Consider the following 21,558-nt stretch of genomic DNA (forward strand, 5'->3'; position numbering starts at 1 on the left):
AGGATGACGGTATGAAAGACTATTTATCAAGCGAAGTTCGCAACGTTGTCGTTCTTGGACATACCGGCGTTGGTAAAACTGCTGTATTAGAAAGCATGCTGTACTTTACCAAAGCAAGTGATCGTTTTGGTGTTACCAGCGAAGGAAGTTCCTTAATCGATTATGACCCTGAAGAAATTAAACGAGGATTAAGTGTTTATGCATCCTTAGTACCAATTGAATGGAAAGACTGTAAGATCAACTTTATTGACACACCAGGCTATATTGACTTCATTCGTGGTGCTGAGGCAGGTATTGCGGTAGGCGACAGTGCCTTGATCGTCGTGGATGCCAAAGATGCCGTACAGCCAGGTACACAGCGTGCTTGGGAAGCAGCGCAGAAGCATGGTATTCCAACCATCTTCTTCGTAAATAAACTAGATGAAGAAAACGCATCCTTTGATACTGCCTATGCAGCTTTGCGTGATGCTTTCGGTAAGGCAGTCATCCCATTTGAAGTACCAATCATGGAAAATGGTAAGACGATTGGTTCCATCAACATCTTAAGAGATAAAGCTTGGTATTTTGAAGGACCATTAGCTGATCCTGAAAAAGCGCAGCCGGTACCAGATGATATGAAGGATATCGTTGCCGAATATAAGAATCAGATCGCTGAAGCAATCGCCATGAGCGATGATGAATTGATGGAAAAATATTTCAGTGGTGAAGAATTCAGTGAAGCAGAATTGACGCGTGGTGTACGCTTAGGTGTACGCAATGGCGAAATCCGTCCGGTATATAGCGGCAGTGCTACCCATACCGTAGGTATTGAACGTTTGATGGATCTGATTGTAAAATACTTCCCAACCTATGGTGAACATGGCAGTATCGTTGTAACGGATTCTGAAACACAAGAACCGGTTGAACTGGAAACAAATGAAAAAGAATCCTTATGCGCACAGGTTTTCAAAACGATTGTCGATCCATTTGTTGGCCGTATTTCCTATATTAAGGTATTAAGCGGTGTGATGAGCAGTGATTCTGCTGTATACAATGCGACCAAAGAAAAACCAGAGAAGATCAGTACCATCTTCATTGTCAAAGGAAAGCATCAAACGGCTGTTGGTAAGCTGTTTACTGGTGATATCGGTGCAGTTGTAAAACTGCAATATACACAGACCAATGATACACTGTGTGAAAAAGGTAAACATTATCTGGCTGATCCAATTGTTTTCTCAGAACCAATGTTAGCTATGGCTGTCTTCCCTAAATCAAAGAACGATGAGGATAAGATGAGCAATGCGTTAGCACGTATGGTAGAAGAAGATCCAACCTTGCGTTTGGAAAACAATAAAGAAACGAAACAGACAATCCTGTATGGTATTGGTGATCAGCATATTGATGTTGTTTTAAATAAGCTGCAGGCGAAATATAAAGTAGAAGTACGCTTAGAAACACCAAAGGTACCTTATCGCGAAACGATTCGTAAAAAAGCAACCGGAGAAGGACGTCATAAGAAACAGTCCGGTGGTCATGGACAGTTTGGCCATGTCTTTGTCGATTATGAACCAAATCCGGATTCTGAAGAAATGGTGTTTGAAGAAAAGGTATTTGGTGGAGCAGTGCCTCGCCAATACTTCTCGGCAGTTGAAACTGGCTTACGTGAATGCATGGAGCATGGTATTTTGGCTGGCTTCAAGGTTGTCAATGTCAAAGCGACACTGTTTGATGGTAAGTATCATGATGTCGATTCCAGTGAAATGGCATTTAAACTGGCAGCCCGCTTATCGTATAAAGCTGGTATGGCACAGGCAAATCCAATCCTGTTAGAGCCTATCGTAGATATTACCGTACGTGTACCGGATGAATTTACCGGAACGATCATCGGTGATTTCAACAAACGTCGCGGAGCTATCATGGGTATGGATATGGTTGATGGTTATCAAGAAATCTCTGCACAAGTTCCACTGGCAGAAGTACAGAAATATCCAATCGAGTTGCGTGCTATGACGCAGGGCAGAGGCTCATATGTACAGAAATTCAATCGCTATGATCCGGTTCCCGCAAACTTAGCGGAAGGTATCATCGCTCAGCATAAGAAAGAGGAAGAAGACGAAAAATAAAAAGATTTTAAATTTCAAGTATCTGTATAATGAAGAGTGTATTTGATGCTAAGTCAAAGCACTCTTTTTGTATGTGAATCTACTTTGATAGTGATAGATACTCTTGTTTCTGAATGGTTAGATATGGATGAAGGAGGCTGCCTTTTTTAAGCTGGATAATATTTCTTTCCTTCAAACAGACATAACGAAAAGTGTAGAAATAACGACAGATGTTTTCAGTCCCTTTTACAAGAAATGACCATAGATTTATTTTATATCATCATGCAGATAAAAATTCATAGACGTATCACCTTGACAAATGTTCGATGTAAAACTATAATAATGTCAAGATAGTTCGATATATAACGAACAATAAAGGGGAGATTCTATGAAAGTGATACTACGTGCTACGAAAGAAACGATGCAGCATATTGCGAAATATCGGCGTTCTTTATTCGTCATGATCATCTTTATTTGGATAACCGGTGTATTAGCTCCGTTTCTACAAGTTGTCTTACCGTCACTGTTTTTATATTTGATAGAAACACAGCAATCTTTTGCGACACTTATGGTTTATGCAGGTGGAATTTCGCTGTTAGTGGCAGTTTTAGATAGTGCGCATAACTATTTGATGCAAACCTATGATCCTAAGATGTATGTGATTAAATGTAAGCTGACATTGCGGTTATATGAAAAAGCGATGCATGTACCTTATGCGCAGGTGGAAGATATGGAGTATCGGCAGCTTTTAAATCGGGCACAGACAAATGGCATTGACAACAGTGGCGTTGGATTTGAGCATTTTGTCAGAAATGGAATGGAGTTATTGATTGCAGTTACCGGCTTTTTTCTATATGCAATTGTATTTGGTTCCATGCAATTATGGCTTTGTGCTTTGGTTGTCACATTATCTTTATTAAGTATTTGGTTTATGAGCAAGGCGCAGGCGTATGAGCATGTACGAAAGCAAGATTATGCAAAGGCAGATCAACAGCTCCAGTATTATCATCATGAAGTAAAATTGCCTGGAAATGGAAAGGATATTCGTATCTTTCATTTACAAGATTGGCTGCTTGCTAAGATTCGTTATTTTCAAAAGTGTCGTGTAGAAGTGTTACAGGAAGTAGAACGTAAATATTTATGGGCGAAATGGGGCAGTACCTTTTTATCAGCTTCCCGTAATCTGATTGTATTTGCTTTCTTCCTCCATGAATTAGTGAATGGGATGTCGGTGTCCGTATTCGTATTTTATACAAGTGCCGCTGCTGCTTTTTCCGGTTGGATCAGCAAGATCGTGAATTTCTATAATGAAACAAGACGCGGTGCTTTGGGAATCGTTGATTATGATACGTATATGGATTTACCGATTGAAGAAGAAGGCGCAACATTGACCGTGCCTGATGAGGATCTGGAAATTGTGTTTGATCATGTGTCTTTCCGTTATCCGCAAGCCGAAAAGGATACGTTAACAGATATCAATTTTACTATTCATAAAAAAGAAAAGATTGGTATCGTGGGTAGCAATGGAGCCGGTAAAACAACCTTAATAAAATTATTATGTGGTTTATATACACCTACATCCGGGCGTATTCTCATTAATGGAATCGATATTAAAAAGTTTGCGAAAGAAGATTTATTTACCCATATCGCAGCCGTCTTTCAAGATTCCTGTGCGATGGCGTATTCGGTTAAGAAAAATGTATCATGTAAAACAAAGGATACCATTGATATGGATCTAGTTTGGGATTGTTTAGAGCGTTGTGAATTAAAAACGAAAGTGGAGCAGCTGCCATTACAAGAGGACACATATATTTCTAATCAAATCAGTGAGAATGGTGTGCTATTTAGTGGTGGAGAGCAACAGAAATTATTGATGGCGAGAGCTTTATATCGCAAGGCAAATCTGTTAATTCTTGATGAGCCTAGTGCGGCTTTGGATGCTTTGGCGGAAGCAGCATTATATGAAAATTATGAACGTGCAGCGAAAGCGTGTACTTCGATCTTTATCTCGCATCGTTTGGCATCTACACGTTTTGCGAATCGTATCCTTTTATTTGATCAAGGACAGTTGAAAGAAATGGGAACTCATGAAACACTGCTGCAGCAAAATGGCTTATATGCCAGAATGTTTGAGGCACAGGCAAGTTACTATCAGGAAGGAGGGATGAAACATGAAAGCACAACTACAAGAAGCGTGGACGATCTTGCGCTTGATTCATAAACAACGTCCGTATGTTATATTTTATGGTTTTAGTGCTTCCTTGTTAAAAACCCTTACTGCCTATCTTCCGTTATGGTTTACTTCGATTCTCATCAATCTTTTCCTAGCAAAAACGGATACACAATCTTTATTTCTAAGCGTACTGCTATTCGCATGCTGTATGCTTTTAAGTGAAGGCGGTCAATATGTTTTAGAATATCGTTTAAATATCGCGGTGAAGGAATTAGAGCTTGGGTTAGAAAAGAATATCAGTGAAAAGGCGATGTATCTCTCTTATGACAAATTAGAGGATAAAGATACTTTGGATTTAATTGAAAAAGCAAAGGCCGGATTTATGCAGAATGGTGGTATCCAAGTCATGATGGCTCAATTTTCTGCCTTGCTGGAAATTTGTTGTACGATAGTCATATCTTTTGGCTTATTGCTTTATTTGCTGAGTTGCCATGGTACCAACAAGGAGGGCATTCTAGGGTTCATGGATACTTTTTGGGCAGGTCTTGTTCTCCTGATGTTATTATGTGGCTATGCTTTGTTTGGTAAGTATCTATCAAAGGAGTTTTCCAAAGCAGGGATGAAGTTCTTTGATCAAAATGCCAAGTTAAGCCGAGAAAACAATTATTATAGCAGCGAAGTTGCTTTGAATCAGAAGATGGCGAAGGATGTCCGCTTGTTTCAGATGCAGGATACCGTATTAGAGGAAATGGCACAGCGCCAACAGAATTCTTTGAAATATTTTACGATCTTCAACCATCGCATTGCCATGCTTTTTTCCGAAAGTGTTTTCCTGGGAAATATGATGAATGGTTTCTTCTACATGTTTGTTATTTTAAAGGTATATGTAAAATCAATACCAGTTGGTGATTTTGTGACTTATGCCGGTACAATAACGAAATTGAATGATGCTATCTCGACATTTCCTATTATTTATACCGATTTAATGATGTTGTTCCATTATATGTCTTATTATAATACCTTCTTACAGCTGGCAGATCAAAAAGAGGACAGTGATGAAATTAGTTTACAAGAAGATTCTGTGATTACGTTTGATCATGTGACTTATGCATACCCCGGCAGTAATCAGCCGGCATTGCATGATGTTAGCTTGACTTTAGAACCTCATAAAAAAACGGCAATCGTCGGTTTGAATGGGGCGGGAAAAACGACACTGATTAAGTTGTTGTGTGGTTTATATGAGCCTAGTGAGGGAACGATTCGCATTGATGGTAAGCCGGTAACAGCAAAACAATTAAGTGCTTTGCAGAATAAATTCGGTGTCGTCTTTCAGGATTTTGCATTATTTGCGGGAACATTAAAAGAAAATATCACCTGTACTCCTAATGAGAAGGATGAGGCAATTCGCGATGTATTGAATCGCAGTGGTTTTGCAAAACGTTTGGCAACCTTACCTGACGATATTCATACGATGTTAGGTGTGCAGGAAAATGGCATTCAGTTATCCGGAGGAGAAGCCCAAAAGGTTGCCATTGCAAGAGCGTTGTATGCCGATCGGCCTTGGATCATCCTTGATGAACCTACGGCGGCTTTAGATCCGCTTTCCGAAATTGAAATATATACACATCTGAATGAATTAATTCAAAATAAATCGGCTATTTATATTTCCCATCGCATGAGCAGCTGTCAATTTTGTGATGATATCCTTGTATTTGAACATGGGAATCTTATTCAGCGTGGAAGTCATGCACAACTTTTACAACAAGATGGATTGTATCAACAATTATGGACGGCACAAGCAGCATATTTTCAAGAAGCATCTTAATATTAGGAAAAATGTTTACGGAGAAGTTTGTACTTCTCCTTTCTTTTATGAGATAATAAAAAAAAGAAAATATTTCAGGAGATGATTTTATTATGACTACGGTAACAGTTGCCTCTCTTCATCCGGTATATGAATGTATGAATTTTTTAGAACGCAACTATCGCAAACAGGAAGAGGTCTATGGCGTAGTAGCCTATGATGCGCTATATGAAAGCCTTTCGAAAAAACATTTGTTTGATGAAAAACAGCTGCGCAAGAAAATAAAGGCGGCGATGGCATTACAAAAGAAAGTAATCAAGGCCGTGAAAATAACGCAGGAAGAACAGGATTTTTATTTTTCTCAATTTGAAAGCTATGAATGCTCGATTGCGAAAGATCTCTGTTATGCGTATATTGATTATAAAACAACTGATCTTACCATGTTGCGTGAACAAGCATTATCCCTAATGGATGCCTATGGACATCGGCCGTTTCAGATGATTTGTTGCAGCGATGATATTACTTTGGAAAATCCAGAGGCTTTTGAAGAAGATTTTGATTTTATCGGCTATTTACGAAAACGTCAAGATCTAAGCAGTGATGATAAATGGAGAATGATTGAAGTATCCGCAGATGTACGTTATCATTTCCTGCATTTACTGGAACTTATGGAACCGGGAATTCGCATCCTGCAGGATGAAATCGAGAAATATCAGGATATTCTTACGGCATTTCAAGACTATGTGCAGACTACCGTAAAGAAAGAACAGGCCTTAGGACATCCGATTGCGATACAGACATTTTGTTATGATGCATATTTTACGCAAGATCAAAGGCAAGAAGATATCACGATCATTCCCAGCATTGCCGAATTAAATGCCATTGGCTGGTTAAAACGTTCTTTGATTGAAGCTGATAGCAGCATTTACATAATCGGAGTTTTAATGGATGATTCATATCATCGTGATAAACATTTAAGTGCTAAGGAAGATTTATTACAGGGATTAAAAATATTATCGGATAACAGCAAGTTTGAAATATTGAAACAATTAAGGAAGCATACAATGTATGGACAAGAAATAGCGGATAAACTAAAGCTGTCAAAAGCGACGGTATCGCATCATATGAATGCTTTAAGTTCGGCGAATTTTATCACGATACGTGAAGAGAAGAAAAAAATATATTATACGATGAACGAAGATTATATACGCAATATGTTCAGCCGCATAGAAGAAGAACTGCTAGGTAAATAAGCTGTGATAGCTTATAAAAAAGGAGAACACGATGAAAACCTGTATTTATAATGGGATACTCATGGATGGCATACATAAAACGCAACCAGGTGTCCTCATCATCGAAGATGGACGCATACAATCAATTAAGATTAACACTAAAAGTTTACCAAGTTGTGATGTTATGCTAGATGCAAAAGGTCAATATATTTGTCCGGGACTTATTGATACCCATACTCATGGCATCAGCGGTTATGATTTTAATAATATGGAAGGGTTGTCTTTAAGTGAAATTGCTAAAAGTGAAGCTGAAGAAGGGGTTACCGGCTTTCTAGCGAGCTTAGTTTGTGAAACGCATGAGGATATGAAACAGTTACTTACCTATTATGAAAAACAAGGAGTGGATGGTTTTTTCGGTATTCACTTGGAAGGTCCTTATCTAAATCGCCAGCAAAAAGCCGTGATGAAGGAAGAATGTCTGCGCGATCCCATGCTGGAGGAATTTAAAGAATACTTGCGCATTTCTTCAAAAATTAAATCAATGACAATTGCCCCGGAATTACCTAATGCTATGGAACTTATACGCTATGGCAATGCCCATGGTGTTGTCATGATGTTGGGACATAGCAGTGGTACTGCTCAAGATGTGCTAGCGGCTGAAAAAGCAGGGGTGAAAGGCATTACCCATTTGTATAATGCAATGAGTCAGCATGCACATCGTGCTCCCGGTGTGGTTACCGGAGCGGTGTTATCCAAGCTTATGTGTGAGCTGATTGTAGATGGCGTGCATGTGCACCCGGATGTCGTACAGGCAACCTATAAGATGATCGGGGCTGAACGTATTGTCTTAATAAGCGACGCAAATCCTTGCAAGCAGCTTCCCAAAGGCGAATATCTTTTCTCCGGCAAGCATGTTTTGGTAGATAAAGATAAGGCTATTGTGAAAGAAAGTGGACGCATTGCCGGAAGTACTTTACGCTTATGTGATGCTCTGCGTAATATGTGCGCATATTGCGGTTGTCAAAAGGAAGCGGCAATTGCCATGGCAAGTGCTCATCCGGCAGCTCTTTATGGTTGGAAAAAAGGACGTTTAGAAGTAGGTTATGATGCGGATATCATGATCATGGATGAGCAATTGCAAATTCATCAAGTGCTTCGCCAAGGAATTCAGATCCAATAATAGTCTGTTTTAGTAAGTGTTTTAACATCAATTAAAAAACATAAGCGAAACATTTTATCCAACATCTTATTGAAAAGGAGGAAACTATATGAAAGAAATCAGTATGACGGATATCAAAGGTATTCAGATTGGACAGGCAGAGGATGAAAAAGCAGGTACCGGATGTACCGTAATCCTATGCAAAGAAGGTGCCACAGCCGGTGTTGATGTGCGTGGAGGAGGTCCGGCTACCAGAGAAACCGACTTATTAAATCCTATCAATATGGTACAGCAGATTCATGCCGTCATGTTGAGTGGAGGCAGTGCTTTTGGCTTAGATGCCGCCAGTGGTGCTATGCAATATTTAGAGGAACAAGGCTGTGGCTTTGATATGCAGGTGGCCCATGTGCCTATTGTATGTGGTGCAGCACTATTTGATTTATCTGTAGGAGATGCACATGTCAGACCGGATAAACAGATGGGCTATCAAGCATGTGTGAATAGTGAATCACTTCCTTTTCAAGAGGGAAATCATGGAGTTGGAACCGGTGCCAGTGTCGGTAAGCTTTTAGGCTTTGATAAAGCGATGAAAAGTGGTATTGGTATGTATGGACTCCAGAGTGGGGATGTGCAGGTAGCAGCGGTTACTGCCGTCAATGCTTGTGGCAATGTTGTGGATTATCAGACAAATGAACAATTGGCCGGTGTGTATCTAAAAGAGCTGCAGAAAATGATGAGCTATGAGGAAGCATTGGCGCAGATGGAGAATTTGCGTAAGCTGCAAGATGGCAATACGACGATTGCCTGCGTGGTAACAAATGCGAAGTTGGATAAAGCACAATGTACCAAAATTGCCGGTATTGCACATAATGGCTATGCTCGCGCGATTCATCCGGTCCACACGATGAGTGATGGAGATACGATTTTTGTGCTTAGCACAAATGAGGTGGAAGTCATGCCGGATGTGGTAGGAATCTTAGCAACCGAAGTCATTGCGACATCCATACGCAATGCTGTTTTGCATGCTGAAGGAGCCTATGGGTTACTGGCACACAAAGATATCATAAAAGAATAGAAGATAAGCAACAGTTTGTATGGAAGCAAAGGATACAAACTGTTTTTTTTATTGATCATCATATAAGAATATCCAAATGCACTGCTAATCCATGTAAAAGTCATTAATACGATTCATCTTTTATGCTTTTTTGATTGGAGCTGTCTTTACCGCGATTTTCACCGCAACTGTATACGAATCAAAGAAATTAACGCACATTCATCCTTAACGAAATCGCTTACATGACAAAATTTGGAAGATAAGCATTGTAAATCACAACAACTACGCCTATAATATCTTTGTTATCTGCTGAAAGAAGATGTTTTATGACGATCTAATGACGTCAACAAAATGGGACAACAACAGATAATACCTGAAAAACACTCGTATCCATAAGGAACGAAAGTAGGAGGAAAACATGAAAAATCATAAGACACAGTACATGGCGTTCATGGCAATGTTTTTAGCCATTGAAATTGCCCTCGTATTGACACCGCTGGGTTATATCCAGCTGGGCATCATCAGCGCAACGACGATGCATATTCCGGTCATCATTGCCGGTATCACCTTAGGCAAAAAAGCCGGTGCACAATTAGGCTTTGTCTTTGGCTTAACGAGTATGTTAAATGCAACCTTTCGCCCATTACCGACATCCTTTGTCTTTACCCCTTTTATCACCTTTGGAGGAATGAGCGGAAATTGGACAAGTTTGATAATTGCCTTTGTGCCTAGAATATTATTAGGTTATTTGGCAGGACTGGTATATGAACAATTACAGAAAAAGCAGGTCAATAATAATGTCAGCATCATTGCCGGTGCTTTAACTGGTACTATCACGAATACCGTATTGGTGCTTGGTGGTATTTATCTGTTCTTTGGTGCTCAATATGCACAAGTCGCAGGTGTGGCTTATCAGGCATTGCTTGGCGTCTTGTTTGGCGTTGTGACAACGAATGGCATTGCGGAAGCAATTCTTGGTGCTATCTGCTGTTTGGTTGTTTGTAAAGCAGTTGCCCCAGCAACCCGCAAATTTAAACTAGCGGATTCTTCCATATAAAAGATCTAAATAAAGTTAAAGAAGTATATAAAGATATATGAGAGCCTTGTCCCAGGCTCTTTTTTCATTGTTAAAACATAAAGAGAGGATGGCGAATACATGATGTTATATGACACTTTTCATAAGCACGCTGGTTCATCCATCGTTGATTAATAGAAATATAACCGGAATCTTAGCGGTTTTTCTTTCAATGATAAAGTAACATAAACGTATATGACATGTTATAATAAATGCATGAAAAACATTAGAAATGAGGGGATCCTATGCTGAAAATTGCGCATTTGATGGTAAAACGACATCATAAGACCATCATCCATGATTTAAATGTAGAAATACCACCGGCCTCATGTACCCTTTTTTGTGGAGATGACACAAGTGGTGTAAAAGAGCTGCTGGCTTGTCTGGCAGGTATACAAGAGTATCAAAGTGGTCAAATTCTGTGGGAAGAGCAACCGTTACAAAAGATGGATGTTGCTTATGCCTCAGGAAACGGCAGTGTTTTCATTGAACAAACGATACTTGCATATGGGAAGTTTCTGGCGCAATTTTATCCTGCGTTTTCTTTAACAATCTATCAACAGCTATTGCACACTTGTCATTTGGATGCTGCGAAACGTATATATCGTTTACAAAGAGATGAAAGAGCAATACTGGAAATCATTGCCGCTTATGCCACACAATGTCCGCTGATGATCTTAGATGATGTGGTATCTTCTTTGTCCTTAAAGAAATGGCAATTTTTATGGCAAGAATGTCTTACCCTTGGTCATGTACCGACCTTACTATTAGGATGTAAAGAAGAGCATGAAGCTAAAGCAATGGCGGATAACATTTTTTATCTGCAAGATGGGCAATTGCTAGTCCAACCTTTGGCAAAAGAAACTATGACTGAAGAAATGGCAAAGCATGAAGATATACAAGAAAAAAATATACAGGAACCAAGCGGACGCTTATTTGATGAGAAAGGCTGGGATGACGATGAAACAGATTGGTAAACAGCTGCGCCAATGTGCGTATATCATGCAAGAAGAATTGCTGCATCATGCGATCTTTGTATTTCCGCTAGTCGTGCTTGTCGTGTTGGCTCATCTTGTACAGGCGTTTACCTATCATGGTGCCCTCTTGCCCTTCCATGTCGTATATTATCAGCAATTTCTTTTTTGGAAGCTTGATATCCTGGTGGGAGTGCTTTTATTAAGTTACCTGCTTTTTTCACAGCTATGGCGGCAAAAGCAACATCGTCTTTTTCGTTATGAGCTGCTGCCTGCGCCTTCCTATGTCAGTGTGATCGGAAGACTTTTTGCCATCGTTTTTCTCTTGCTTTCCTATTGCTTTATTATTGATCTGCTTTATCTTGCGACGTATCAAATCATGGCAGGACAACTTACACAAACAATGACTTCGGCAGGGTTGTTTCGCTCCATTCTGCATGCATATTATCTTCATACGATATTGCCTATAACATGGGAACAATTCCTGCTTCTTTTCTTACTATGTGTTATCTTTGCTTTCTTTAATGTTACCCTAGCGAAGGCATGGAAACATCCCCTATCTCATGGTATCTATTTTTTGATACTGTTTGCTGTCATTTTCCTACTATTTGGCTGGTATCGTTTAAGTCATTTATCGACTTCTATTATTGACTTTCTCCAGACGCATCCATCGCTGCAAGAACCGATTGAGCAGGTGCTGCAATTTATGCAAATTCCTTATCTTTTGGATGGTATTTTGTTGATTGCAGGAAGTGTTGCGATATTCAACTATTGGCTGATACAGCATCGTCTGCAGAAAAGAAGGGAGAAGGGACTATGAAAAAATATACCTTGCTGTTGTTACCGATGATCATGCTTTGTTTCTTTGTGCTGTATCTTGGAATATCCCAACAACGTGATGATTTGCAATTTTACATTCAAACGGATCATGGCGACAGTTCCGTTTTAGATACATTAGGTTATGAATTTAAGATACAGGAAGGTTATGCACAATGGCTTGTCAAAGGGAAAGGCAAGCAAACAAAGGCGACCTATCTCGGTAAGCAAAAGGAAAATAGTGATCCTAATGAAATCTATGTGCTGGCAGAACCAATGGCAGATGATGCCTCTATGCAAGACATTGCGGCATTATGTGATGCAGACAGCAATCAGGAGCAAATCGGATGTTACTTTGCTAAAAAAGAAGAGGAAGTCCGTTATCGTCTGACGATCGATCATATTGATGAAGCGCATACGATGAATGTTATCGCGCTTCCTGATGATATGAAACAAACCTTAACTATCATGCGAAAAGATAAGAAGAAAATACCGGTGCTGTATGTAAAAGATGCTGAAAATCAGTACAGCATCCATGAGCTGGGAGACGAAGGCACTTACGATATATTTTTCAATTATGCACATCAGCCAATTCGCCAGGCGAATAAGAAAGATTACTATTTTTTCATCAGTGAAGCCTATCTCATGAGCGATTTATCTAAGCAGGGCTATGTCTGTAAAGAAGATATCGGCGGTATTTATCATGTGGATGAAAAAGGGGAAGTAAAACGTATTACAGCGATGAAGATAGGTGAAGAAGATCCTTATTTTATGAGCATTCAAGAACATCAGCTCACCTGCTTTATCCGTCGTAACGATCACGATTATCTTGTTTCTTATGATTTTGCAGGTAAGAAATTAAAAGAAATGGAATTGCCTGAGGTAGCCATGGTACAAAGATTTATTACGTTGGCAAATGATGAATTGCTTGTGTCGTTCTTAAAAACCGATGGTGGAGAGGTTGTAAAGGTATATGATAAGCAGCTGCATCAGATTGATGAAATTCCACTTATTCAGGAATTGAGTGATAATATTCATTGTATCTATCATGACAAGATCCTTTATACCATGGAAGAAAACGGAAACAATGGTCTTAAAATTGTGGTTTATGATGCACAACAAACGTTGTATGAAGGGTATTTGCTAATGAAAAATGATGCCGTCTCTTTGTATGATCAAATTTATCAAAAAGAAAATTATGAGGAGCTTGCTACGCGTATGAATGTTTCAGGCATGTGGCAATTTGATGTGAAATTATATATAGCAGATAACTAAGCGTTGCAAAGATTCGTTGGTTTTATCCCTTTGGGAATTTTTATGAAAAAACATTGACGGTCGAAAAGAAACCAGTATACTAAAATAAGAAAGAAGTGATGCCACATGGATACACGGAAAGAATTGATGGCCTGGAGTGAGACATTGTTTACCTTTCATCTTCCCCGTTGGGAAGAGTTACCGGCCTTTGATTTATATATGGATCAGGTGATTACCTTATTGGAAACCTATTTACGCCCTTTGTTAGGGGATGTACGAGAGGAAACGATTTTAACCAGTGCCATGATCAATAATTATGTGAAGTTGAAATTAATACCAAAAGCAGAAAAGAAACGTTATAGTCGCATGCATCTTGCATATCTCATCGCAATTACGGTGTTAAAGCAAGTATTAACCATCAGTGAGGTAAAGCGGGGGATTGAGTATCAGGCAAATTTATCCGGTTTAAAAGAAGCGTATAATTTATTTTGTGAAGAATTGGAACTCGCATTGATGGCGGTAGCTAAACATATTCAAGAGGGAAAAGGAAGCCTGCGTTTAGAAGGTATCACCTTACAAAATACGGCGATGAAGATGGCCGCAATGTCGTTAGCAGGTAAATTAGTCGCACGTAAGATTTTATTGTTGCAAGATGATTATCAAAATACACTTTAAAAAGGGAAAGCCTAAGGTACGCTGTTGGGTATAGATAACGTGTATGTAACACTTGCAGGGCATAAGTGACTTAGGAAAAAGCATCATTGAATCAGAAGTTCTTTATTCTTAGTCTAAATGAGTTGCCCAAAGAAGGAAAGAAGCATCATAAGAAGAAAAATGGATACGTGAAAGGAAAGTCAGAAAAAAAGGAAGTCATCCTCTGTGTGTGGCAGAGTTTAGACTTCCTTTTTTTGCTTGATGTTTGTAAAACTTTGATATAAATTCAGTTCTCTTCCTGTGGTAAAGTCGGTGGGCCTGCCGTTAATCCTATCTCATTTAATACTTCCATGACCTCACTAGCATCTTGGGATTGACGGATGCGATCTAACAGACTTTCGTTTTCAATCAACTCATAAAAATGGGCGAAGAAGGATCCAATCTCACTGTTTTTTGTAAAATCTAAAGCCATCGTAAAGACTAAATCAACCTTTTCATCTTTTGCCCAGATAATTGGATGATCTAAGATTAAGACAGAGATAGCACCTTGATTGACATGTTTTTTATATTCATGAGGAATACTGACTCCATTCCCGATTGAGGTAGGTAAGATGGATTCTCTTACCTTGATGTTTGTAATGAATTCCGGTGTTACATAGTGATGCTGTTCCAAAAGGGAAGAACCATATGCTAAGGCTTCATCTTTTGTTTTCGCATGATAATGTAAAGCAATTAGATTTTCATGGAACAGATTATTTGATACTAAAATGGATTGTTTTTCCTTTTGGATCTGTTTCAAACGCTCATCAATCAATAAGATATCTTGATTATCGAAGCGTGGACTAATCAATAAATACTCTTCTTCGCTTTTATCTGTAAGCGGCAAAGGACTGACTAAGAGGTCGTATTCCTGATCAATCTGATTGATTTGTTCATAATGCAAAGTGGAGATTTTGTTAAGAAAGGACAGACTCTTTGATACTTTTTGACGGATATAACGGGAGGTGTTTTCATCCTTTGTCGTCACTAAGATGATACGCAGGGTAAATAAATCATCTTTTAAGGCATTGCTTAACAGCATCGTAATGTAGGCAATATCATTTTCACTGAATTTAATGTGTAACTTTTGTTCAATTGGTTGAATGTTTGTTAAGACAATTCCATACAAGGAAGGTAAATCTTTTTTGATATCGCGGATAAAGGAAGTGCCATTCATCATCTGATAGCTTTTTTGTAGTTTCTTCTTTTGAAACAGCATGCCCAAATCACTGATCAGACCATCGTTGGTGATGATTTTTTTATTGACGATGATCGATTTCAGCTTTTGGATAAATTGCTCGGCAATGGCTTCATAATAATCCATTTTGATGGTGCTGGAGGCCCTGTCATAAGCGCCGTTCAAAGCGAATTGTGCCGCCAAACAATGATATTCCATTGTAAGGTTTTCTTTATTGTAAAAAGGCAATGCTGTATTAATAAGCGTGCGTGAGGCTTCGTATTGCAGATCGCTGATCTTAGCACGGTTTAAGATATTTGCCTCTTCGATGATATTACCGGTCGAGATGCGAATCAGACTAAGCGCGATATATTCACAGAGTTGTGTGAAAGAAATTTCATCATAAGTAAATTTCAGCGTCGTTTCAGCATCCAATAATAGTTTCTGCAACATCATTAGATCCTGGTTGGGATAGCAGTGCAGAAAGTAATGATAAAAATGGGCATCAATGCGATAATCGATGCCGTCCATCATCGGCGTTTGTGTTTCTTCTTCATTGAAATAGGAATTATTTTCAAAAATAATGGCCTGTCGTTTATTAAATTCGTTCCCCTGCAGACAGACCCCGCGATTCTTAATGATCGATAGTTTTAAATCAAAATACGATAACCAGTTTTTTATTAATTCCAGATCTTTTGTGATGATCGTTCGGCCTACGGCTAAATCATCTGCAAAAATCTGTACGGTATAATTTGAATTTCGCTGAAATAAAATATCTAAAATATAATGTTTACGAAAATCAAAGGAGTAGGCTTTGTTTCGAGGATCATTACTTGTATTGGCCAATTCCTGCAAACGCTTTTCTTCCCCCTGTAGCAAAAATCCTTTCCGCGGCAGTAGCTGTAATTCGGCACCACAGGATTCGATATATTCACGGACATAACGCATATTGTGTTTCACGGTGCTTAAGGACATATTGATCTCTTTGGCGATCTGTTTTGATGTTATCGGTTCGTCCTTTTCCAGAAGAATATGGATAATTTTCTCCGTTGTTATATCTAGCATTCACATCACCTCAGTACATATTATAGCAATTTTATGAGTAAAAGAAAGCATTTTCAAAGAAAAAGAAACAAATTCACAGTAAGTGGAAATGGCTCAAGAAAGCAAGTTTCTTTTTTACTTTTTTTGCACGGAAAGCGGTGCAATTCGGATAAAAGTCATTGCACGGATGGAGCTTTATCGGTGCGAAAAGAAGGGCATCTTTTTGCACATACATTCGTGCAAAAGGAAGCTTTATGATATTTGCTTTCTGTACTTGCCATACGGTATCATGAAGGCAGCAAAGGAAACAGGAAAGGAGGATGAAACATGAAGATCACATTTGGCGTGGATAGTTTCATCTGGACAGAAAACTTCTCTGAAAAAGATCTTTGGATCATCAAGAAAGCGGAAGAATTGGGATTTGAGGTAATTGATTTTGCGATTGCCCATCCTGAAACCTTCCCCACGGAACGGGTCAAAGAAGAGCTTGCGAAAACTCACTTAAGAGCCGTGACAACGACGACCTTGGATGCTTCTACCAACTTGATCAGTGAAGATGAAAAAGTCAGAAGATGCGGTATTGAAGCGATGAAACAATTGGTTGATATCAATAAAGAATTAAGCAGCACGATTCTTGGCGGTGTCAATTATGCCGGCTGGGGATGCTTAAGCGGAAAACCGCGAACCGAAGAAGAATGGAAGCATTCTGTGGAAGCGATGCGAGAAGTTGGTGAATATGCGTTAAAGGTACATCCACAACTTAATATTTGTGTCGAAGCGGTGAATCGCTTTGAAACCCATTTTATTAACATCGCAGAAGATGGCGTTCGCTATTGCAAAGATGTTGGCACCGGAAACATCAAGGTGCATTTGGATTGTTTCCATATGATTCGTGAGGAGAAAAGCTTTACCAAAGCGGTAGAAACATGCGGCAAGGAATATCTGGGATATGTCCATGTAAATGAAAATGATCGTGGGATTCCGGGAACCGGCATGGTACCATTCAAGGAATTTTTTACCGCCTTAAAAAAGATCGGTTACAGTGAACCATGCACGATCGAAAGCTTTGATCCAAGCTTTGAAGAATTGAATAAGAATTGTGCAATTTGGCGCAGCTTTGCGAAAACCGGCGAAGAGCTGGCAGTGAAGGGACTGGCAAATCTGCAAAAGATTGCGGATGAAATTAACTAGGAGGATAAGAAAATGTTAGTAAATTTAGAGAAAATTTTAAAGGATGCAGAAGCGGGAGGATATGCCATCGGATGTATCAACACACCAAACATGACAACATTGCGTGCAGTTGTCGATGCTGCTGAAGAAATGCAGACACCAATCATCATTGACCATGCACAGGTGCATGATCCATTGATTCCTATTGAATTGATCGGACCTAAAATGGTGGAATATGCAAAACAGGCAAGTGTTCCGGTATGTGTACATTTGGATCATGGCAGTGATTATAATTTCGTTATGCGTGCATTGCGCTGTGGATTCAGCTCAATCATGTATGATTTGAGTGCAAAGCCATTTGAAGAGAACGTGGAAAACTTAAAAGTATTTACGGAAATGGCACACAAGTTAGGTGTTACCGTGGAAGCAGAATTAGGAGTAATGACTTCCACAGAAGATGATACGCATGGTGATGGTGGAGGATGGACACATGAAACTATCAAGAAAACCTTTACCGATCCTGCACAGGCTGCTGAATTTGCACAGCGTACCGGGGTTGATGCATTAGCTGTATGCTTTGGTACGGCACATGGTATTTATGCCGAACCACCAGTATTGGATATCGAACGTGTAAAAGCCATTCGGGAAGCTATGCCAAAAGATTGTCGTGTGGTCATGCATGGTGGCAGTGGAGTTGATGCTGATCAGGTACGTGCAGCTATCAATGAAGGGGTATCCAAAGTAAATTATTACTCTTATATGGCAAAAGCTTGCAGCAAGCACATGTATGAATATCTGAAAGATAGAGATGGCAATGCATACTGGCATGAAGCCGATGAAGAAGCTTATCGTTTCATGAAGGAATACGCAAAAGAAGTGCTGGCTGTATTTAAAAACGGCAAAACCTGTACGTTATAGGAAGGGTAAGCGCATATGGCGGATATTCAGTTAGGAAATGTGCTGACAAAGGAAGCGATGATCTTAGATCATACGCCCTTTAACAGTAAGGAAGAAATGTTTCAGCTATTGAGTGAAAAGTTTTTCGAAGCCGGTGTTATAACCAATCAGCAAGCGTATCTTACTGCACTTCGTGAGCGCGAAGCTATGGGACCTACGTATATGGGAAATCTCATCGGTCTTCCTCATGGTCGCTGTGATGAAGTGGTAAAATCCGGAATTGCGTTTTGTCGCTGTTCCTCTCCCTTCCTATATCAGAGCTGTGGAGAAGAGGGCGATGTAAAATATGTCTTTATGCTTGCGATTCCAGGGAATCAAAGTGCAGATCAATACATGCGCGTATTGGCAACTTTAGCCGGCTTGCTGGCAAAAGAAGAATTTGTCGATCAGTTGGATTCGGTGCACAGCTATGATGAAATGTTGGCACTGATGAAGGCTTGTTCATAAAAAAGAAAGGAGGGTTTGTGATGAAGATCGTAGCTATCACATCATGTGCAACGGGGATTGCGCATACTTATATGGCTGCTGAAGCATTAAAAAAATTCTGCAAGAAAAACCATCATGAATGTAAGGTGGAAACACAAGGGGCATTGGGCATTGAAAATCAGCTGAAACCTTACGAAATTGAAGCTGCTGATTTGATCGTATTCGCTAACGATGTCGGCATCAGTAAGGCAGAACGCTTTGATAAATATAAAGATAAGATCAAAAAGTTCTCACCCCATGATGTCATCAAAGATCCAAGCATTATTTTGAAATAATCTTAATGAAAAGGAGATAGAAAACATGAAAGATAAATTAAAAGAGATACAGGAGGCCCTACTTACCGGCGTTTCCTACATGCTTCCATTCGTTATTTCCGGCGGTTTGTTAATTGCCATCGGTTTCCTGTTGGGGGGCTATAATATTCCAAATGATGTTGCGCAAGGGGGCAACTTCGCTTCTACAATGTTCTGGTTAGGAAAAGCAGCCTTTGGCTTGATGGTACCTATCCTGGGTGCTTATACGGCTTATAGTATTGCCGATAAGCCAGGTATTGCGCCAGGTATGATCGCTGGTTGGATGGCTACCGATCCTTGGGGCTTAAATCAGGCTTCTGGTTTCCTTGGCGGTTTGATCGGTGGTATCATCGCTGGTTACTTAGTCTTATTATTAAAGAAGATCCCTATGCCAATGACGCTGCGCAGCTTGCTGCCTACATTGATCATTCCATTATTAGGCGTTACAGCTATGGGTCTAATTATGGTATACATCATCGGTGGTCCTATCGCTGCGGTTACCAATGCATTAACTGATATGCTGAATTCTCTGGGAACCGGAAACTTACTGCTGTTAGGTATCATTCAAGGATGCATGTTGGCATTTGATATGGGCGGTCCTTGTAATAAAGTTGCTTATGCATTCGCTTTGGCTGCTATGGATACTGGAAACTATATGGTCATGGGTGCAAACTTCGTTGGTTCCATCACACCTCCATTAGGTATTGCAATTGCTATCCTTGTTAAGAAAAGCAAATTTACAAGCTCTGAAAGAAACTCTTTAGCTGGTTTACTTGCAGGTGCTGCTGGTATGATTACAGAATTTGCAATTCCATTTGCTGCCAGTGATCCAGTAAAAGTAATTCCATCTTTGATGGCTGGTTCTGCTGTTGGTTGTACCGTATCTTATATGCTAGGCTTAACCATTCAGGCTCCACATGGTGGTTTGTTTGTAGCCTTTGCAATGAATAATCCAATCTACTTCATCATTGCTGCGGTAGTTGGGGCAATTGTTACGGCTGCTTTATTAGTCGTATTAAAAAAGGATGTTCCTGCCGAAGAAGTTGAAGCTGAATAAGAAAAGAGGAGAAAAGACAAGTTTATGGCAAAATTATTTGATATCATGGGAAATTTCCCATTCAAACCTGAGGATAAAAAACCAATGCTGATTCGTAAACAGGATTATTCTACAGCATTGTATCCACCAAACAACGCATTTACCAGTGATAATACGTTCACGATGATTACAACCGATACCTTCATGCTAGGTATCTATGAATTAGGACCTGGTGGTGTATTTGCACCATTGGATATCCATCCTGGTGATGAATCTTACTACATCCTGGATGGACCGGTCGTACAGCGCAGCGGCAATGGCCAGTTTGCTTACTTAGAAACCGGAGAAGGTCTGTTCATGCCGGAAGGCGCATGGCATTGCTGTCATAATTTCTCAGACCGCAAAGCGCGTATTCTGTACTTCATCACACCAAAGGCATGGAGCGAACAGATTCCACCGGCAGTTATTCCAACCGATGAAGAAACAAAGTTCTACAAAGGACCGAACAACGATGCATTACCAAATATGCGCGATAAGATTCATGATATTTCCCGTCAGGGCTGTACCGATGATATCGGACATTGGCCAGTGGATGCAAAAGAAGCTAGAGAAACCGGTGCCGTTTATGCCGTTCGTGACTTTGAAAAATTAAACAATGTGCATGGAACCAGTCATCCAATGCTAATGCGTTTCATCACCAGCAATGACTATGGACATTTTGGTGAATTTATCTTGCCGGCCGGTGGTTATGGGCCTCGCTGCTCTGATCCTGATACACATAAAGGAGATGCCGCCTTGTATTGTGTGGATGGACCGGTAACGGTAAATTTGGTAGAGCTGGAAGAAAGCTTCGTCATGGAACCGGAAGATACTTTCTTTATTCCAGCTGGTGTTAGCTATCAGTTGGTAAACTTTGAAGCAAAACCGGTGAAAGTAGTCTTTGCGATTACCGAGCTGTAATAATAACTACTGTCTGAGAAGAAAACAAGAAAGGGAAAACGTGTTCTTCGTATTACAGACTTGCGAAAGGAATTCGTCGATGAGATGAGTGGAATTGCTCCACTCATCTGATCATTATGA

The 21,558-nt window shown here is 39.8% G+C and carries 18 protein-coding genes; 17 read left to right on the plus strand and 1 reads right to left on the minus strand.

Annotated elements, in window-relative coordinates; all coding sequences use genetic code 11:
• Window positions 1–11: 11 nt before the first annotated feature.
• The 11 genes from fusA (at window position 12) to KJS44_RS04310 (ending at window position 14,297) form a co-directional block, all read left to right on the plus strand.
• The gene (gene fusA / locus KJS44_RS04260; RefSeq protein WP_128125097.1) at window positions 12–2,102 is read left to right on the plus strand and encodes an elongation factor G; all 2,091 of its coding nucleotides are present in this window, start codon (window positions 12–14) and stop codon (window positions 2,100–2,102) included.
• Between the two features lie 367 nt (window positions 2,103–2,469).
• Window positions 2,470–4,302: an ABC transporter ATP-binding protein gene (locus tag KJS44_RS04265; RefSeq protein WP_008689386.1), complete on the plus strand. Its 1,833-nt coding sequence runs from the start codon at window positions 2,470–2,472 to the stop codon at window positions 4,300–4,302.
• On the plus strand, window positions 4,253–6,079 hold the full coding sequence (locus KJS44_RS04270) for an ABC transporter ATP-binding protein (protein ID WP_008689385.1): 1,827 nt from the start codon (window positions 4,253–4,255) through the stop codon (window positions 6,077–6,079). The genes KJS44_RS04265 and KJS44_RS04270 overlap by 50 nt, the downstream gene beginning before the upstream one ends.
• Before the next feature lie 92 nt (window positions 6,080–6,171).
• Entirely contained in the window at window positions 6,172–7,311 is a 1,140-nt protein-coding gene (locus KJS44_RS04275) for an ArsR/SmtB family transcription factor (RefSeq protein WP_008689384.1), read from the plus strand.
• 31 nt (window positions 7,312–7,342) lie between these two features.
• Window positions 7,343–8,470, plus strand: a complete 1,128-nt coding sequence (gene nagA, locus KJS44_RS04280; RefSeq protein WP_008689381.1) for an N-acetylglucosamine-6-phosphate deacetylase — start codon at window positions 7,343–7,345, stop codon at window positions 8,468–8,470.
• Window positions 8,471–8,558: 88 nt separating this feature from the next.
• Window positions 8,559–9,524, plus strand: a complete 966-nt coding sequence (locus KJS44_RS04285) for a P1 family peptidase (RefSeq protein WP_008689379.1) — start codon at window positions 8,559–8,561, stop codon at window positions 9,522–9,524.
• A 397-nt stretch (window positions 9,525–9,921) separates the two neighbouring features.
• Complete coding sequence (locus KJS44_RS04290) at window positions 9,922–10,560, plus strand: ECF transporter S component (protein ID WP_008689378.1); 639 nt, start codon at window positions 9,922–9,924, stop codon at window positions 10,558–10,560.
• Window positions 10,561–10,823: 263 nt separating this feature from the next.
• Complete coding sequence (locus KJS44_RS04295; RefSeq protein WP_008689377.1) at window positions 10,824–11,555, plus strand: ATP-binding cassette domain-containing protein; 732 nt, start codon at window positions 10,824–10,826, stop codon at window positions 11,553–11,555.
• On the plus strand, window positions 11,533–12,372 hold the full coding sequence (locus KJS44_RS04300; protein ID WP_017144600.1) for a hypothetical protein: 840 nt from the start codon (window positions 11,533–11,535) through the stop codon (window positions 12,370–12,372). The genes KJS44_RS04295 and KJS44_RS04300 overlap by 23 nt, the downstream gene beginning before the upstream one ends.
• Window positions 12,369–13,643: a hypothetical protein gene (locus KJS44_RS04305; RefSeq protein ID WP_008689375.1), complete on the plus strand. Its 1,275-nt coding sequence runs from the start codon at window positions 12,369–12,371 to the stop codon at window positions 13,641–13,643. The genes KJS44_RS04300 and KJS44_RS04305 overlap by 4 nt, the downstream gene beginning before the upstream one ends.
• A 105-nt stretch (window positions 13,644–13,748) precedes the next feature.
• Window positions 13,749–14,297 carry a DUF1836 domain-containing protein gene (locus tag KJS44_RS04310; RefSeq protein ID WP_008689374.1) on the plus strand — a complete coding sequence of 183 codons (549 nt, stop codon included), beginning with the start codon at window positions 13,749–13,751 and terminating at the stop codon, window positions 14,295–14,297.
• 265 nt (window positions 14,298–14,562) lie between these two features.
• Here the strand turns inward: KJS44_RS04310 and KJS44_RS04315 are convergent, their stop codons facing one another.
• Window positions 14,563–16,557 (minus strand): BglG family transcription antiterminator, encoded by a 1,995-nt coding sequence (locus KJS44_RS04315; protein ID WP_008689373.1) that lies wholly within the window; start codon window positions 16,555–16,557, stop codon window positions 14,563–14,565.
• Window positions 16,558–16,863: 306 nt separating this feature from the next.
• Between KJS44_RS04315 and KJS44_RS04320 the strand changes: the two genes are divergently transcribed.
• Genes KJS44_RS04320 through KJS44_RS04345 form a run of 6 tightly spaced genes read left to right on the plus strand, consistent with a single transcriptional unit; the run spans window position 16,864 to window position 21,438 of the window.
• Window positions 16,864–17,727, plus strand: a complete 864-nt coding sequence (locus tag KJS44_RS04320; protein ID WP_008689372.1) for a sugar phosphate isomerase/epimerase family protein — start codon at window positions 16,864–16,866, stop codon at window positions 17,725–17,727.
• A 12-nt stretch (window positions 17,728–17,739) separates the two neighbouring features.
• On the plus strand, window positions 17,740–18,624 hold the full coding sequence (locus tag KJS44_RS04325) for a class II fructose-bisphosphate aldolase (RefSeq protein ID WP_008689370.1): 885 nt from the start codon (window positions 17,740–17,742) through the stop codon (window positions 18,622–18,624).
• A gap of 15 nt (window positions 18,625–18,639) precedes the next feature.
• Window positions 18,640–19,110, plus strand: a complete 471-nt coding sequence (locus tag KJS44_RS04330; protein WP_008689368.1) for a PTS sugar transporter subunit IIA — start codon at window positions 18,640–18,642, stop codon at window positions 19,108–19,110.
• A gap of 20 nt (window positions 19,111–19,130) precedes the next feature.
• Window positions 19,131–19,424, plus strand: coding sequence for a PTS fructose transporter subunit IIB (locus KJS44_RS04335; RefSeq protein WP_008689367.1), 294 nt, complete (start codon window positions 19,131–19,133; stop codon window positions 19,422–19,424).
• A gap of 25 nt (window positions 19,425–19,449) precedes the next feature.
• Window positions 19,450–20,499: a PTS fructose transporter subunit IIC gene (locus KJS44_RS04340; protein WP_008689365.1), complete on the plus strand. Its 1,050-nt coding sequence runs from the start codon at window positions 19,450–19,452 to the stop codon at window positions 20,497–20,499.
• Between the two features lie 24 nt (window positions 20,500–20,523).
• Window positions 20,524–21,438, plus strand: a complete 915-nt coding sequence (locus tag KJS44_RS04345) for a cupin domain-containing protein (protein WP_008689364.1) — start codon at window positions 20,524–20,526, stop codon at window positions 21,436–21,438.
• Window positions 21,439–21,558 lie beyond the last annotated feature (120 nt).

Source organism: Longicatena caecimuris, assembly GCF_018406465.1.
Classification (GTDB): domain Bacteria; phylum Bacillota_I; class Bacilli_A; order Erysipelotrichales; family Erysipelotrichaceae; genus Longicatena; species Longicatena caecimuris.

What these genes read in the sequence shown, in the direction of transcription:
- fusA (WP_128125097.1), top strand. Translation starts at nt 12, where the DNA reads ATGAAAGACTATTTATCAAGCGAAGTTCGCAACGTTGTCGTTCTTGGA.
- KJS44_RS04265 (WP_008689386.1), top strand. Translation starts at nt 2,470, where the DNA reads ATGAAAGTGATACTACGTGCTACGAAAGAAACGATGCAGCATATTGCG.
- KJS44_RS04270 (WP_008689385.1), top strand. Translation starts at nt 4,253, where the DNA reads ATGAAAGCACAACTACAAGAAGCGTGGACGATCTTGCGCTTGATTCAT.
- KJS44_RS04275 (WP_008689384.1), top strand. Translation starts at nt 6,172, where the DNA reads ATGACTACGGTAACAGTTGCCTCTCTTCATCCGGTATATGAATGTATG.
- nagA (WP_008689381.1), top strand. Translation starts at nt 7,343, where the DNA reads ATGAAAACCTGTATTTATAATGGGATACTCATGGATGGCATACATAAA.
- KJS44_RS04285 (WP_008689379.1), top strand. Translation starts at nt 8,559, where the DNA reads ATGAAAGAAATCAGTATGACGGATATCAAAGGTATTCAGATTGGACAG.
- KJS44_RS04290 (WP_008689378.1), top strand. Translation starts at nt 9,922, where the DNA reads ATGAAAAATCATAAGACACAGTACATGGCGTTCATGGCAATGTTTTTA.
- KJS44_RS04295 (WP_008689377.1), top strand. Translation starts at nt 10,824, where the DNA reads ATGCTGAAAATTGCGCATTTGATGGTAAAACGACATCATAAGACCATC.
- KJS44_RS04300 (WP_017144600.1), top strand. Translation starts at nt 11,533, where the DNA reads ATGACGATGAAACAGATTGGTAAACAGCTGCGCCAATGTGCGTATATC.
- KJS44_RS04305 (WP_008689375.1), top strand. Translation starts at nt 12,369, where the DNA reads ATGAAAAAATATACCTTGCTGTTGTTACCGATGATCATGCTTTGTTTC.
- KJS44_RS04310 (WP_008689374.1), top strand. Translation starts at nt 13,749, where the DNA reads ATGGATACACGGAAAGAATTGATGGCCTGGAGTGAGACATTGTTTACC.
- KJS44_RS04315 (WP_008689373.1), bottom strand. Translation starts at nt 16,557, where the DNA reads ATGCTAGATATAACAACGGAGAAAATTATCCATATTCTTCTGGAAAAG.
- KJS44_RS04320 (WP_008689372.1), top strand. Translation starts at nt 16,864, where the DNA reads ATGAAGATCACATTTGGCGTGGATAGTTTCATCTGGACAGAAAACTTC.
- KJS44_RS04325 (WP_008689370.1), top strand. Translation starts at nt 17,740, where the DNA reads ATGTTAGTAAATTTAGAGAAAATTTTAAAGGATGCAGAAGCGGGAGGA.
- KJS44_RS04330 (WP_008689368.1), top strand. Translation starts at nt 18,640, where the DNA reads ATGGCGGATATTCAGTTAGGAAATGTGCTGACAAAGGAAGCGATGATC.
- KJS44_RS04335 (WP_008689367.1), top strand. Translation starts at nt 19,131, where the DNA reads ATGAAGATCGTAGCTATCACATCATGTGCAACGGGGATTGCGCATACT.
- KJS44_RS04340 (WP_008689365.1), top strand. Translation starts at nt 19,450, where the DNA reads ATGAAAGATAAATTAAAAGAGATACAGGAGGCCCTACTTACCGGCGTT.
- KJS44_RS04345 (WP_008689364.1), top strand. Translation starts at nt 20,524, where the DNA reads ATGGCAAAATTATTTGATATCATGGGAAATTTCCCATTCAAACCTGAG.